Origin of the sequence: Nocardioides bigeumensis (genome assembly GCF_039531755.1) — a bacterium.
GTDB lineage: Bacteria > Actinomycetota > Actinomycetes > Propionibacteriales > Nocardioidaceae > Nocardioides > Nocardioides bigeumensis.
The window spans coordinates 231,453-245,678 of the sequence record NZ_BAAAQQ010000014.1 but is presented as its reverse complement, the minus strand read 5'-3'; the positions used below and the strand labels follow the sequence as shown (position 1 = coordinate 245,678).

Here is a 14,226-nt window from a genome sequence, read left to right as displayed (position 1 = left end):
GATGGTCGAGGAGGTCGTGCAACGACCGTCACGAGACCCCGGTGGGGCGTCCGGTGACGTCGCTGCTGGCGCGACGGACAGCAGTGACGCGGTCGACGACCTCGCGACGCTCGACCGCGCCATCGCCTCGCTCGAGGCCCAACGCGGCCTGCTCGGCGACGACGTCGTCGACGTCGCGCTCTCGTCGATGCGCGAGCGCCGCGAGGCGCTGACCTCCCGGCAGGTCGAGCAGCGACGGGTCGTCACGGTGCTCTTCGCCGACCTGGTGGGCTTCACCTTCCTCGCCGACGACCTCGACCCCGAGGACACCCGCGCCGTCGTCGACACCTACTTCGCTCGCTGGCGCCGGATCATCGAGGAGCACGGCGGCGAGGTCGAGAAGTTCATCGGCGACGCGGTGATGGCCGTCTTCGGGCTGCGTCGCTCCTACGAGGACGACGCCGAGCGTGCCGTGCGCGCCTCGCTGGCGATGCTGGAGGACCTCCAGTCGCTCAACGCCGAGCTCGCGGCGACCTACGGCCTCACCCTGCGGATGCGCGTCGGCATCGACACCGGCGACGTGGTCGTCAGCACCCTGGGGCGCGGCGACGGGGCGTTCGTCGCCGTCGGCTCGACGGTCAACCGGGCCGCGCGGATCCAGGCCGCGGCCCCCGTCGACGGCGTGCTCGTGTCGGACAGCACGCAGCGGCAGGTCCGCCGCACCTTCAACCTCGAGCGCCGCGACGCCCAGACCTTCAAGGGCTTCGACGAGCCGGTGGACACCTTCGCCGTCGTCTCCGAGCGGCCCCGCACGTTCCGTCCCGACCGGGCCGCCGCGCTCGAAGGCGTCGAGACCGAGACGGTCGGGCGGGGCAGCGAGCTCGGGGCCCTGGAGGAGCACCTCTACGTCGTGGCCGAGGCGCGGCGCTGGCGGTTCCTGACCGTCGTGGGCGACGCGGGGGTGGGCAAGTCGCGGCTGCTCGAGGAGCTCGACGCCCGCCTCTCCGAGCACCCGATGGTGGTGTGGTGGTTCGGCGGACGGGCCAGTCCGTCCGGGCGCAACCGGCCGCTCGGACTGCTGCGCGACGTGCTGTCCAACAGGTTCGCCATCACCGAGAGCGACGACTCCGATGCCGTCCTCGCCAAGCTGGTGGCCGGCCTGCGGGCGTCGTACGACGGCGGCGGCGAGGGCGATGGCGGGGGCGGCGGCGAGGGCGATGGCGAGCAGGCCGTCGCCGACCACACCCCCGACGAGCAGGCCGCCCACGACGCGCACCTAATCGGGGCGTTCCTCGGCTTCGAGGTCGGCGACCCGGGACCGGGTGTGCCGACCGACTCGCAGGCCCTGCGAGTGGCCGGCACCGTCGCGCTGGCCGAGTACTTCGGTCGCCTCGCCGACCGCAACACCGTCCTGGTCCAGCTCGAGGACCTGCACTGGGCCGACGACGGGTCGCTGCGCTGGCTCGAGGCGGCGAGCGCGACCCTGCAGGACAAGCCTGTGCTCTTCGTGGCCACGGCTCGCCCGCAGCTGCTCGAGGAGCGTCGCGACTGGGGTGCAGCCGAGCACCACGTCCGGATGTGGTTGCAGCCGCTGGCCCGCGACGACGCGCGGCGGCTCGTGCTCGACCTGCTCCGGCTGGTGGACGACGTCCCGCCCGCCCTCGTCGACCGGGTGCTCGATGCCGCGGGAGGAAACCCGTTCTACGTCGAGGAGCTGGTCACCTACCTCATGGACGCGGGCGTCATCGTCCGCGACGAGCCGCGCTGGCGGGTCGAGGGCGACCTGGCCAGCAGCGTCCAGGTGCCGTCCAGCCTGCGCGGCGTCCTGCAGGCCCGGCTCGACGCGCTCGACCCCCTGCAGCGCTCGGTGATCCAGCGCGCCTCGGTGCTCGGCCGGGTCTACTGGGACGCCGCGGTCGCGCACCTGGCCGACCCGTCCGTGCGGGGCGGGACCGTCGACGTCGGCCGGGTCCACGACGAGCTCCGGCGGCGCGAGCTGGTCTTCGAGCGGTCCGACTCGACCTTCTCGTCGGCCCGCGAGTTCGTCTTCCGGCACGGCCTGCTGCGCGACGTCGCGTACGACGGTGTGCTGCGCGCGCACCGCGAGCGGTACCACCGGCTCGCCGGTGAGTGGGTGGCCGAGACCGCAGCCAGGGTCGGCCGCGAGGACGAGTTCGCCGCGGTCGTGGCCGAGCACCTCGACAAGGCGGGCGACCCGCGCGCCGGCGCGTGGTACCTGCGGGCCGGGCGGCAGGGCGCCTCGGTGCACGCGCTCGAGGAGGCGTCCCGGCTGCTGGGTCGCTGCCTCGAGCTGGCCGACCGGACGGGCGACGACCTCCAGCGCTTCGAGGCGCTCGTCGCCCGGGAACGGGTGTCGGACTACCTCGGCGACCGGGCCGCGCAGCAGGCCGACCTCGCGACCCTCGAGGGCCTGCTGGCCCGGCTGCCCGACGACGACGACCAGCCCCGGCGGCGTACCGCCGTCCTCATCGCCAAGGCCCGCGTCGACTTCGCCCTCGGCAACTACGCCTCCGCCGAGGCCGACGCGGGGGCGGCGGCGGGCATCGCGGCAGGCGCGGGGCTCGGTGTGGTGGAGGCCGAGGCGGTGCTCGTGCACGGCAAGTCGCTCACCTGGCGCGGGGCAGGAGGGGGCGCGCTGGAGAGCCTCACCTACGCCTTGGAGCTGGCCCGCCACCACCGCGCCAACGCGCTGGTCGCCGAGTCGCTGCGCTACCTCTCCATGCTCGCCAACAACGAGGGGCGCCTGGAGGAGGCGCTGGCGCTGGCGGAGGAGTCGGCTGCCCAGTTCCGCGCAGACGGCGACCTCGAGGGAGAGGCGATGGCGCTCGCGCAGGGCGGAGCGACGGCGTACAACCTCGGTCGGCTCCGTGAGGCGCGGGCCGCCCTCGAGCACGCCCTGCCGATCTTCCGCCGGTCGGGGCACCGCTACCGCGAGGCCGTCGTGCGCGGCAACCTCGCGGCCATCGTGAGCGCGCAGGGGGAGTACGGCGTCGCCCGGGACTGGTTGCACGAGGCGATCGACACGAAGAGGCGACTGCAGGACATGGAGTCGCTGTGCATGGACCTGCTGGTGCTCGGGCTCGTCGAGGGCGCGACGGGCGGCTTCGACGCGGCCATCGCGGCGCTCGAGGAGGCGCGTCACATCGGCGCGAGCCTCGAGGGCCGCAGCCAGGAGATCGACGCGCACAGCCGACTGGCCCTGGTCCACCTCAACCGCGGCGACATCAAGGCCGCCAAGTCCGCCGCGCGCGCTGCGGTCAAGCGCGCCGGCTCGGCGGCCTCCCCGCTCGATCTCGGCACCGCGCACCTCGCGGCGGGGTACGTCGCCATGGCCGACGCCAACCCGCGCGACGCGTTCTCGTCGTTCTCGGAGGCGCGGCGGCACTACACGATCGCCGGCAGCGACGTGCTGGCGCGCGAGGCCAGGGCCGGCACCGCCGCGGCCCAGTCCGCGCTCGGTCACCACCCGCCCGCCGTGGCCGCGGTCGAGGCGCTCCTCCCGACCCTCCAGACGGCCGGCGTCGAGGGATGCATGCGCCCCACCGGCATGCTGCTGCACGTCTGGCAGGTGCTGCGCGACGCAGGCGACCCGCGGGCCGCCGCCGCGCTGCGGCGTTCCCGGCGCTACCTCGCGCGCACCGCCGAGCGGATCGGTGACGACGAGATGGCGGCGGGGTTCCTCGCCCTGCCGACGAACCAGGCGTTGCTGTCGGCGAGCTGAGTCGACCACCGAACAACGCCAGGGGTCAGAAATGACGAGGGAGCCGGCCCTGTCTCTCGACAGTCCCAGCCGACCTCACCACCCCCTGCGCGGCTTCGGGATCTCGGGTCCCCGGCCGCGTCTGGTGGGCCGACCGAGCGGAAGCAAGCTCCCGTCCGGCTCTCTCATCCGACGTGTCGAGCCAGCCCGCTTCCCCCCGGTTGCGGACCCGCTCACCTCACCCGGCTTCGGCCGAGGCTCACATCGTTGTGATCTAAGGAAACAGCGTTATTGATAGCCTTGTCAAGTGAGTAGGGAGAAAATCTACAGCGAAACCCTCGGTAAACAACTGATCTCGTTGGCTGCGGAGAAAATCGCTGAGGGTGGCAGGGATGCGGTGTCCCTGCGCCGGCTGGCGCGCGACGCCGGCACGTCGACGACGGCGATCTACACGCTCTTCGGGAGCAAGGACGAGCTGGTCGCGGCCGTGCTGGCCGCCGCCGGCGCCAGCCTGACTGCTGCGCAGGACGCCGTGCCCACCACCGACGACCCGCTCGCCGACTTCGCCGAGCTGGGCCGCTGCTACCGGCGCTGGGCGCTGGACCAGCCAGAGCTCTATGCCGTCATGTTCGGGCGCGCGGGGCTGCGGGAGGTGATCGCCGGGGCGGCCCTCGACGTCGCCATGCGGCCGCTGCTCGAAGCGGTGCGACGCTGCATGGACGCCGGGGTGTTGCGCGCTGCCGACCCGCGTGAGGCGGCGCTGTCCATCTGGGCGTCGGTGCACGGCCTGGTCAGCCTCGAGATCGCCGGGTACGTCGACGACGAGGGCGACGTGCTCGAGCAGCACCTCGTCGCGTCCGCCCTCTACTGGCTGGCCCCGAGTGTCGCCGAGCCGCTCGCGAGGGTCGCGAGCCGCTACTAGCGTCCCTCGACGGGGAGGACCGCCGGTGAAGGAGTTCGTCGACGGCGTGGCTCACGCCGGAGACGCCGGCACGCTGAGCGTGCGCTCCTGCCAGGTCGCCAGCCACGCTGCCGGTGCATCGACACCGGTGTGCTCGACGAGCAGGACCCCGCCCTCGACCGCGACGGTGACGACTCCCGGCCGGCCCTCGTCGTCGTACGACGCCAGCCACGTGTCGGCGTCGGCCTGCGTGCAGGTCTCCGGTACGGCGGCGCCGACGACGACCCGGTCGTCGACGCACGACCCGCGAGGCGGCGGCGCCGCGAGCAGCTCGTCCATCCACGCGAAGCACTCGCGCGCGGCCTCGTCGAGGGGCCGCGCACCCGGCAGCAGCGACTGGACCCGCGCTCGCTGGTTGTCGGGCAGGTCGGTGTGCAGGTAGCGCAGGCCGTAGTCGAAGCGCCACGGACAGGCCACGTTGCGCAGCAAGGTGACCAGCGCCATCACCCCGAGGCGGAGGTGGAGCGCGACCGCCTCCGCCGGCTGGTCTCGCGCGATCGCGCGGGCGACGAGCCAGCCGGCGGCGTCGCGGCGCTGGGCGATCTGGTCGAGGTCGAGGACGCGCCGGCGGACGAGCTCCCGCTCGTCGTCGTCGGGCTGCTCGACGATCCCGTCCGGGTCGTGGAGGACGAGCAGCCGGCCGTGCCGGCGGGCGTCGACCCGGCGAGCCTCGGGGGTGTCGTCGTGCACGTGGAGGTCGACGATCCGGGTCGGCTCGACGAGGGCGCCGGGGTCGTGGTGGAGGGTCAGGAACGACTGGCGGCCGTCGGGCCAGGTGCCGGGCGGCAGCCGCCAGGTCGAGACGACGGAGAAGTCGACGGACGCGAGCATCGCCTCGTGGACGCGCACCGACTCACCCGCCGTGCACAGCACCTCTACGTCGACGTCCGACCAGTCGTCGTACCCGCCCGTGGCCACCGACCCGCCGAGCCACACCGCGCGGATGTCGGGGTCGGCGGCCGCGCAGGCGCGCAGCCAGGCCAGGACGTCGTCGTAGCGGGACAGGTCGGCCCCTGGACTCGCTGGGTTTGGACTCGCTGGGTTCGTCACAGCAACGATCAGACCAGATCGATCGCCCGGCTGAGCCAGACGGAGGTGACCTCCATGCCGACCTTCTTGTAGAGGTCGAGCGCGCCGGTGCGGGAGTCGGTGCTCAGCCCGGAGACCAGCGCCCCGTGCTCCCGGGCCACGGCGAACGAGTCGACCATCAGCGCCTGGGCCAGGCCGCGGTTGCGCTGGTCGCGCCGGACGGCGAGCCGGGAGATGTAGGCCTCGGCGTCGCGCCCGTCGTCGGTCTCGGCGATGACGACGTAGGAGACGCCGACGACGACGCCCTCCGGGTCGAGGACGACGCGGAGGTTCCACGGCTCGAAGCCCGGCCGTCCCTGGATGGAGGCCACGAAGTCGTCGTAGGACTCGCGCTCGCGCACCGACCACTCGAGGAACGCGTCCTCGACGACGTCGTGCGCCGCCGGCCACTCCTCGGGGCGGGCCTCGCGCACGGCGTACCCCTCGGGCAGGTCGCGCCGGACGATCTCGGCACCCGCGGGGAGCTTGAGCACCCAGCTGGTGTGCCGGACGTGGTAGCCGAGCGCCTCGAGCAGCCGGTCGCCGGCGGAGCCCTCGGGCACGGGCATGCCGACCAGGCGGGCACCGCGGGCCCGGGCGGTCTCCTGCATCCAGTGGGCCAGGCGGGTGCCGATGCCGCGGCCGCGGTACGCCGGGTGCACGGCCGCGTCGCCGCGGTCGGCGTAGGTCACCTCGGCGTAGCCCACCATCCGGTCGCTGTCGAAGACGCCGAGGGTCTGCGCCTCCACGTCGAAGCTGGGCCGGCCCCAGTCGCCGACGATGTCGGCCTCCTCGATCTCGATCATCCCGATCTGGTCGAGCTGGTCGGCGGCCATCACCTCGTAGACGGCGCGGGCGTCGGCCATCGTGAGCGGCCGCTCGACGAGGCCGGCTGGCAGGGCGGGGACAGTCGTGGTCACCGCGGTATTACACAGTCAGCCCCGCCCGGACCGCACCAGGATTACCGGGCGGTCCAGACGGGGCCCGACCTCCTCAGGCCTGAGCGTCCTCCACCTTGATGGCGGAGACGTCGAACTCGAGCTTCACCTTGTCGGAGACCAGCACGCCGCCGGTCTCGAGCGCGGCGTTCCAGGTCAGGCCCCAGTCCTTGCGGCTGATGGCGGTCCCGCCCTCGAAGCCGATGCGGGTGTTGCCGAAGGGGTCCTTGGCCGAGCCGGTCTGCTCGAACTCGATCGTGACGGGCTTCGTCACGTCCTTGATCGTGAGGTCGCCGGTGACCGTCCAGTCGGCACCGTCGCGCTCGACGGAGGTGGAGACGAAGGTGATCGTCGGGTAGTTCTCGACGTCGAAGAAGTCGGCGGAGCGCAGGTGGCCGTCGCGGTCGGCGACACCGGTGGAGATGCTGGCGGTCTCGATGCGGAGGTCGACCTTGGACGCGGCGGGGTTCGCGGCGTCGATGTGGGCGGTGCCCTCGAAGGTGTTGAAGCCACCGCGGACGGTGGTCACCATCGCGTGGCGGGCGCTGAAGCCCAGGCGCGTGTGGGTCACGTCAAGGGCGTAGTCGCCGGTGATGTCGTCGATGACGGTGGTGGCGGCGTCGAAGACCTCGGTCTCGCGCTGACGGCTGAAGATGCTCATGCGGGGTTTCCTCCTCGTTGTGGTTCAACTTTCAACGATTCAAAACCGTACTCCGGTCCGTTTTGTTCCGGCTCGACTGTGAACTGGCCCACACCCCGGAGGGTGCGGGCCAGGTCAGGACATCGCCCTGCTGGCGACGGCTCGCACCAAGTCGTCCCGCTCCTCGAGGACGACGCGGCGCTGGCCGGGATCAGCGTCGTCGGCCGTCAAGACCCCGGTCCGGTCGACCACCCACTGGGCGACCAGCGTGGAGGGGTAGGCGGCGCCGGTCAGCACGCCCGCCAGCTCCGGGCTCCGGCGCCGCCAGATCTGGGGTACGTCGGCGACGTAGCGGTCGACGTACGGAGCCAGCAGCTCGTCCTGACCGGGCTGCCAGAAGCCGGCTCCGAGCGAACGGGCCCGCTGCGTCGACAGCGGGTCGGTGCCGGTGATCTCCGCCCACGCCTGCTCCTTGTGCGCGGGGTCCGGGATCGACGCGGTGGCGCGGGCGAGGTGGAGCTGTGCGGTGCTGGTCGGCGCCGCGGCGTACGCCGCCTGGAGCTCGTCGGCACCCGCCTGGCCGAGCGACGCCAGCCGGCGGAGCCGGAGCCAGGTGAGCTCCTCGTCCTCGGTGAGCCCGTCAGGGAGGTCGAGGCGGCCGGGCGCCGTCGCGAGGGCCGCACGGAAGTAGGCGAGCTGCAGGTCGCTGCCGGGCTCGGTGGCGGTCGTCGTCTCGAGGCGGTGGAGCCGCGCCTCGAGGTCGGCCGACCCGGCCCAGACGCGAGCGGCGACGTGCGCCTGGGAGAGCAGCGTGCGTACGAGGTCGGGGTCCTGCTCGCCGGTCACGTTGCCCAGCACGATCTCGACGAACTCGTGCGGGGCGAGCTCGGCGTCGCGGGCGGCGTCCCACAGCGACCCCCAGACCAGCGCACGGGCGAGCGGGTCGTCGAGGGTGTGCAGCTCCGTGCGCAGCGTCACCAGCGACTGCTCGTCGAGGCGCACCTTGGCGAAGGTGAGGTCGCCGTCGTTGGGCAGCACCAGGTCGCCGGGCGCGGTCGCCGCGATCGGTGTCGCCGACCCCGGCAGCTCCACGTCGACGCGCTCGACCCGGTGCAGGGGCCGGCCGGAGTAGCGACCCACGCCGACGCGGTGCGGGCGGTCGTCGCCGCTGACCAGCACGCCGTCACGGACCCGCAGCGTGGACGTGCCGGCGGTCCGCAGCCACGACTGGGCCCACGCCTCGAGGTCGCGGCCGGACTCGGTCTCCACGGCGCCGAGCAGGTCGACGAGAGACGTGTTGCCCCAGGCGTGCCGGTCGAGGTAGCGCCGCACGCCGGCGAAGAAGACGTCCTCGCCGACCAGCGCCCACAGCTGGCGCAGCGCCGAGGCCCCCTTCGCGTAGGAGATGCCGTCGAAGTTCATCAGCGCCGCGCGCGTGTCGGGCACCGTCCCGGCGATCGGGTGGGTGGTCGGCAACGAGTCGGCGCGGTAGCCCCACGCCTTGCGGGCCAAGGCGAAGTCGGCCCACGCGCCGTCGTACTCCGTGGCCTCCTCGACCGTGTGCACGCCCATCAGCTCGGCGAACGCCTCGTTGAGCCACAGGTCGTCCCACCAGCGCATCGTGACGAGGTTGCCGAACCACATGTGGGCCAGCTCGTGCGCGACCACCTGGGCGCGCAGCCGGCGTTCGGAGCGGGTGGTGCGGCTGCGGCTGACGAAGATCTCGTCGGCGAAGGTGACCATGCCGGCGTTCTCCATCGCACCCGCGTTGAAGTCGGGCACGAACACCTGGTCGTAGGTGCGCCCGAACGGCATCGGCCGGCCGAGCAGCGGCTGCTGGAAGTCGAGGCTCTGGCGCGTCACCGTGAGGATGTCGGCGGCCTCGAAGTACGGGGCGAGCGAGGCCCGGCACCAGACGCCGAGATCCAGGCTCCCCTGGTCGGAGGTGTGGTGCGCGGTCTCCCCGTGCCAAGGACCGCCGGCGAGCGAGAACAGGTACGTCGGCATCCGCTCGGTGGGCTCGAAGACGTGATGGCCAGCTTGCGACGTGGTGGCGGTGGTGTTGGCGCGGACGACCCAGGACTCGGGGGCGTCGACGGTGAGCGTGAAGGTGGCCTTCAGGTCGGGCTGGTCGAAGCAGGCGAAGATCCGCTGCGCATCGTCGAGGAACGACTGGCCGTAGACGTAGACCGCGCCGTCGGCCGGATCGACGCTGCGCACCAGCCCGAGGCCGTCGGAGGTGGTCCGGCAGCGCGCGACGACACGGGCGACGTGCGCTCCCTCCTCGAGGTCGAGCGGGATCCGGAAGTCCTGCTGGGTCAGCGGGGTGCCGTCGAGGTCGCCCTCGAGGAGCTCTCCGTCGAGCTCGAGGAACGTGCGGCCGCGACCGGACGCGAAGCGCACCGTCGTACGGCTCTCGAAGATCTCGCCCTCGTCGATGACCAGGTGCACGTCGTACGACGCGACCTCGAGGAGGGCGGCCCGCTCACGGGCCTCGGCGGCGGTCAGGGTGCGCTGGCTCATCGTGCCGCAGCGTATGTCGGCGGGTCGGCTCGCTGTGTCAGCGATCCGACACAAGACGGGCAAGGTGCCCGACGACCCATCCCGACGACCCATCCCGACGACTCAACCGACCGACCCATCCGCCGGACCCATCCGTCGGGCCGCCCGCTCCGAACGCTCCATGGAGGCGCGCCACCTCGACGTGCCCGCATCCCGAAGGGGAAACGCAGAGATGACAGACACAAGCAGAAGGAAGCTCATCGCCGTCGCCGGCGCGGGCGCGGCGGCCGGCGCCGTCGCGTTGACGCCCGGCATGGCGTTCGCGCGGGAGACCCGAGCCCGCGAGGGCAGCGCCACGGAGTCCGTGGTCGCCTACGTGGAGGACCACCGGTCCGACACCGTCACGTTCCTGATCGGCGAGCGCGAGGTGGTCGTCCGCGACCGCGACCTCGTCGCCCGCATCCTCAACGCGGCGGGCTCCTCGTCGATGAAGGAGAGCTGACATGTCGTCACACCGCGAAGCACCGGAGATCAGCAAGGACCCGGTCGCCGACAGCACCGACGTCTACGCGTTCGTCAGCCCGTCCAAGCCCGACCACGTCGTGCTGATCGCCAACTACGTGCCGCTGCAGGCACCCGACGGAGGCCCGAACTTCTACGAGTTCGGCGACGACGTCACCTACGAGATCCACATCTCCAACTCCGGCAAGAGCACCGCCGACATCTCGTACCAGTTCCGCTTCACCACGGAGATCCGCAACCCGAAGACGTTCCTCTACAACATCGGGCCGATCTCGAGCATCGGTGACAAGAACTGGAACCGCCCGCAGTTCTACTCGGTCACCCGAGTGGAGGGGAACAAGCGCCGGCAGCTCGCCGGCAAGCTGGCCTGCCCGCCCGTCAACGTGGGGCCGCGCAGCACGCCGGACTACGCCAAGCTCTCGGCGCAGGCCGTGCACAAGGTGGGCGGCATCCGGGTGTTCGCCGGCCAGCGCGCCGACGCGTTCCACGTCGACCTGGGCAGCATCTTCGACCTCGGGGCCCTGCGCCCGCTCAACGAGGCTCACCTGATCCCGCTGGCGAAGATGGACGGCATCAACTCGGTGCAGGCCTTCAACGTCCACTCGATCGCGATCGAGGTCCCGATCAAGGACCTGACGCGCAACGGCCGCAGGCCGAAGAGCGTCAACTCCAAGAACGCCACCATCGGCGTGTGGACCACGGCCAAGCGCCAGAAGAACCGGATGTACGACGACAAGCAGAACCGCTACCGCGGCACCGGTCCCTGGGAGCAGGTCTCCCGCCTGGGCAACCCGCTCGTCAACGAGGTCCTCATCCCGATGGCCGAGAAGGACCGGTGGAACCACACTGCTCCCAAGAACGACAGCAAGTACGCCAAGTACGTCGACAAGCCCGAGCTGGCGGCCCTGCTGCCGGTGCTCTACCCGGGCGCGTTCCCGAACCTGGCGAAGTACGGCAAGCCTCGTGCCGACCTCAACGCGATCCTGCTCACCGGGATCCCGAAGGGCGTCGTCCCCGGCTTCCAGAACTACACCGGACCGGTGGCGTCGGACATGCTGCGGCTCAACATGGCGGTCCCGCCGTCGGCGAACCCGAACGACCTCGGTCTGGTGGGCGGCGATGCTGCCGGCTACCCGAACGGTCGCCGGATCAACGACGACGTCGTCACCATCGAGCTGCGGGCCATCGCCGGCCTGACGCTTCCGCTGGTCGACCCGTCGTTCAAGCCCGACGGGGCGGCGAGCGCCGCTGCGGACGGCACGTCCAACACCAACGCTGCAGCGACGAGCTCGTTCCCGCACCTGGGGCTGCCTGGCGGCGGCTACCAGACCACCCCGGGCACGACCAAGGCGTCGTGACGGCCGTGATGGTCTCGGGCCCGGAAGGGTCGGCCCCCGAAGAGTCGGTGCCGGCTCCCGCGGAGGCGCACAACGCCTTCGCGGGGCAGGGCGCGGTCCTGCTCGACATCGGCGGTGACGTCGGGGCCCTGGTGGTCGCGATGCCTCCGGAGATGACGGGCCTCGAGGTCGAGATCAGGCCAGCCGGGTGGGTCGCCCAGGAGGGCGTGCACGTGCACCACCCGCACGTCGCCGTGGTGGTCCGGCCCACGCCGGAGGGCCCGGTGCCCTCGCTGGTGTACCCCGCGGTGACCGGCGGTGAGTACGAGCTCGTCGTCATCGGCGACGAGTCCGAGCGGCGCCCGGTCGTCGTCGAGGGAGGCGTGGTCGCCACCACCGCCTGGATCTGACGGCGCGTCCGATCGATCCCGTGCCAGGGGCGGTCGAGCGCAGTCGGGACGACACCGCCGATCGGTGGGGACACGGGGCCCCACCGGTCGGCGGTCTGCGTTGGTTTGCATAGGCATGCATGACATTGCATACTCATGCTCGTGTCCAAGGTCCTCACCTCCCTGCCGGTCGGCCAGCGCGTCGGCATCGCGTTCTCCGGGGGGCTCGACACCTCCGTGGCGGTCGCCTGGATGCGCGAGAACGGCGCGGTGCCCTGCACCTACACCGCTGACATCGGGCAGTACGACGAGCCCGACCTCGAGGGCGTGCCCTGCCGGGCCCTGGCGTACGGCGCCGAGATCTCGCGCGCGATCGACTGCAGGTCCGCCCTCGTGGAGGAGGGCCTAGCGGCGCTGGCCTGCGGTGCGTTCCACATCCGCTCGGGCGGCCGCACCTACTTCAACACCACGCCGCTCGGGCGCGTCGTCACCGGCACGATGCTCGTGCGCGCGATGCACGAGGACGGCGTCGACATCTGGGGCGACGGGTCGACGTTCAAGGGCAACGACATCGAGCGGTTCTACCGCTACGGCCTGCTCGCCAACCCCGACCTGCGCATCTACAAGCCGTGGCTGGACGCCGACTTCGTCCACGAGCTCGGCGGCCGCAAGGAGATGAGCCAGTGGCTCGTCGAGCGCGACCTGCCCTACCGCGACAGCCAGGAGAAGGCCTACTCCACCGACGCCAACCTCTGGGGCGCCACCCACGAGGCCAAGACGCTCGAGCACCTCGACGTCTCCCTCGAGACCGTCGAGCCGATCATGGGCGTGCGCTTCTGGGACCCGTCCGTGGCGATCGAGACCGAGGACGTGACCATCCGCTTCGAGCGCGGCCGGCCGGTCGCGATCAACGGCGCGACGTACGACGACCCGGTCGCGCTGGTCATGGCGGCCAACGCCGTCGGCGGGCGCCACGGACTCGGCATGTCCGACCAGATCGAGAACCGCATCATCGAGGCGAAGTCCCGCGGCGTCTACGAAGCGCCCGGCATGGCGCTGCTGTGGACGGCGTACGAACGGCTCCTCAACGCGGTGCACAACGAGGACACGATCGAGAGCTACCACAGCCAGGGGAGGCGCTTGGGACGGCTGCTCTACGAAGGCCGCTGGCTGGACCCGCAGGCGCTGATGATGCGCGAGGCGATCGTGCGCTGGGTGGCCTCGTTGGTGACCGGCGAGGTGACCCTGCGGCTGCGCCGCGGCGAGGACTACACCGTGCTGCGCACGGAGGGTCCGGCGTTTTCTTATCACCCTGACAAGCTCTCGATGGAGCGCGTCGAGAACGCGGCGTTCGGCCCCACCGACCGGATCGGCCAGCTGACGATGCGCAACCTCGACATCGCGGACTCCAGGGCCAAGCTCGAGCTCTACGCCACCCAGCCCCTCGACGAGGGCCAGGTGCTCGTCGAGCACGGCGTCCTCCTCGGCGCCCTGCCCGCCGGCGGGGCCGACCGGATCGCCTCCAACCCGACCGCCGACACCGACGTCGACGCCGCCCTCGACGCCGCGGCGATGGAGTTCGGCACCGACTGAGCGTGACGAGCTCGGCAGCCCGTGCATGATGGTCACATGACCGAGCAGAGCGGCGAGGAATACGGCGACTACAGCGTCGACGACGAGGACCAGCTGCAGGCCGAGGACACGCTGGACGACCGCGGCGTCGACGACGTCCTCGACGAGGGGATCAACACGCGCGAGGACTGGTCGGTGGGGCAGGGGTTCGGCAACACCCCGGCCGAGGAGCACGCGGGCGAGACGCTCGACCAGCGGGTCAAGCAGGAGGAGCCGGACTACGACCCGGCCACCGACACCTGGGACGAGGAGGACCTCGACGACGGCCAGGTGGGTGACGAGCGGTCCGGGCGCCTGATCGCGAGCGACGAGGGCGACGACCGGTTCGTCGAGGACGCCGGGATCGACGGCTCGGCGGCCTCCGCCGAGGAGGCCGCCATGCACGTCATCGACGAGTGAGCCGGCGGGCGAGGCCTCGGCGTCGCTTCGACGTGCGCTTGCCGGGCGCGCCGTAGGGCTGCTGCACGCTCTCGCTGAACACGCGGATGATGGCGGGTCCGACGTGGTGTCCGATGGACTGCATGGTCTCCTCCTCTC

General features: G+C 71.9%; 12 protein-coding genes. 7 read left to right on the top strand and 5 right to left on the bottom strand.

What is annotated here, in order from left to right:
* Position 1: 1 nt before the first annotated feature.
* Both ABD295_RS20395 and ABD295_RS20390 read left to right on the top strand, forming a co-directional pair.
* The gene (locus ABD295_RS20395) at positions 2–3,721 is read left to right on the top strand and encodes an adenylate/guanylate cyclase domain-containing protein (RefSeq protein WP_344305685.1); all 3,720 of its coding nucleotides are present in this window, start codon (positions 2–4) and stop codon (positions 3,719–3,721) included.
* Between the two features lie 286 nt (positions 3,722–4,007).
* Positions 4,008–4,622: a TetR/AcrR family transcriptional regulator gene (locus ABD295_RS20390; protein WP_344305684.1), complete on the top strand. Its 615-nt coding sequence runs from the start codon at positions 4,008–4,010 to the stop codon at positions 4,620–4,622.
* A 51-nt stretch (positions 4,623–4,673) separates the two neighbouring features.
* On the opposite strand, the gene ABD295_RS20385 is transcribed toward ABD295_RS20390, so the two are convergent.
* The 4 genes from ABD295_RS20385 to pepN form a co-directional block, all read right to left on the bottom strand.
* Entirely contained in the window at positions 4,674–5,711 is a 1,038-nt protein-coding gene (locus ABD295_RS20385; RefSeq protein ID WP_344305683.1) for a hypothetical protein, read from the bottom strand.
* Positions 5,712–5,719: 8 nt separating this feature from the next.
* Complete coding sequence (locus ABD295_RS20380) at positions 5,720–6,649, bottom strand: GNAT family N-acetyltransferase (RefSeq protein ID WP_344305682.1); 930 nt, start codon at positions 6,647–6,649, stop codon at positions 5,720–5,722.
* A 73-nt stretch (positions 6,650–6,722) separates the two neighbouring features.
* A complete protein-coding gene (locus ABD295_RS20375) occupies positions 6,723–7,328 on the bottom strand; it encodes a YceI family protein (RefSeq protein ID WP_344305681.1) in 606 nt (201 codons plus the stop codon).
* Positions 7,329–7,442: 114 nt separating this feature from the next.
* Complete coding sequence (pepN, locus tag ABD295_RS20370) at positions 7,443–9,830, bottom strand: aminopeptidase N (protein WP_344305680.1); 2,388 nt, start codon at positions 9,828–9,830, stop codon at positions 7,443–7,445.
* A gap of 211 nt (positions 9,831–10,041) precedes the next feature.
* On the opposite strand from pepN, the gene ABD295_RS20365 reads away from it, so the two are divergent.
* The 5 genes from ABD295_RS20365 (at position 10,042) to ABD295_RS20345 (ending at position 14,088) form a co-directional block, all read left to right on the top strand.
* A complete protein-coding gene (locus tag ABD295_RS20365) occupies positions 10,042–10,311 on the top strand; it encodes a hypothetical protein (protein WP_344305679.1) in 270 nt (89 codons plus the stop codon).
* 1 nt (position 10,312) lies between these two features.
* Positions 10,313–11,689, top strand: coding sequence for a DUF4331 domain-containing protein (locus ABD295_RS20360; RefSeq protein ID WP_344305678.1), 1,377 nt, complete (start codon positions 10,313–10,315; stop codon positions 11,687–11,689).
* Positions 11,686–12,078 (top strand): hypothetical protein, encoded by a 393-nt coding sequence (locus tag ABD295_RS20355; protein ID WP_344305677.1) that lies wholly within the window; start codon positions 11,686–11,688, stop codon positions 12,076–12,078. The genes ABD295_RS20360 and ABD295_RS20355 overlap by 4 nt, the downstream gene beginning before the upstream one ends.
* A gap of 141 nt (positions 12,079–12,219) precedes the next feature.
* Entirely contained in the window at positions 12,220–13,650 is a 1,431-nt protein-coding gene (gene argG / locus ABD295_RS20350; RefSeq protein ID WP_344305676.1) for an argininosuccinate synthase, read from the top strand.
* A gap of 36 nt (positions 13,651–13,686) precedes the next feature.
* Positions 13,687–14,088: a DUF5709 domain-containing protein gene (locus ABD295_RS20345; RefSeq protein WP_344305675.1), complete on the top strand. Its 402-nt coding sequence runs from the start codon at positions 13,687–13,689 to the stop codon at positions 14,086–14,088.
* Here the strand turns inward: ABD295_RS20345 and ABD295_RS20340 are convergent.
* Positions 14,075–14,212: a hypothetical protein gene (locus ABD295_RS20340; protein WP_344305674.1), complete on the bottom strand. Its 138-nt coding sequence runs from the start codon at positions 14,210–14,212 to the stop codon at positions 14,075–14,077. The genes ABD295_RS20345 and ABD295_RS20340 overlap by 14 nt on opposite strands.
* Positions 14,213–14,226 lie beyond the last annotated feature (14 nt).

What these genes read in the sequence shown, in the direction of transcription:
- ABD295_RS20395 (WP_344305685.1), top strand. Translation starts at nt 2, where the DNA reads ATGGTCGAGGAGGTCGTGCAACGACCGTCACGAGACCCCGGTGGGGCG.
- ABD295_RS20375 (WP_344305681.1), bottom strand. Translation starts at nt 7,328, where the DNA reads ATGAGCATCTTCAGCCGTCAGCGCGAGACCGAGGTCTTCGACGCCGCC.
- pepN (WP_344305680.1), bottom strand. Translation starts at nt 9,830, where the DNA reads ATGAGCCAGCGCACCCTGACCGCCGCCGAGGCCCGTGAGCGGGCCGCC.
- ABD295_RS20365 (WP_344305679.1), top strand. Translation starts at nt 10,042, where the DNA reads ATGACAGACACAAGCAGAAGGAAGCTCATCGCCGTCGCCGGCGCGGGC.
- ABD295_RS20360 (WP_344305678.1), top strand. Translation starts at nt 10,313, where the DNA reads ATGTCGTCACACCGCGAAGCACCGGAGATCAGCAAGGACCCGGTCGCC.
- ABD295_RS20345 (WP_344305675.1), top strand. Translation starts at nt 13,687, where the DNA reads ATGACCGAGCAGAGCGGCGAGGAATACGGCGACTACAGCGTCGACGAC.
- ABD295_RS20340 (WP_344305674.1), bottom strand. Translation starts at nt 14,212, where the DNA reads ATGCAGTCCATCGGACACCACGTCGGACCCGCCATCATCCGCGTGTTC.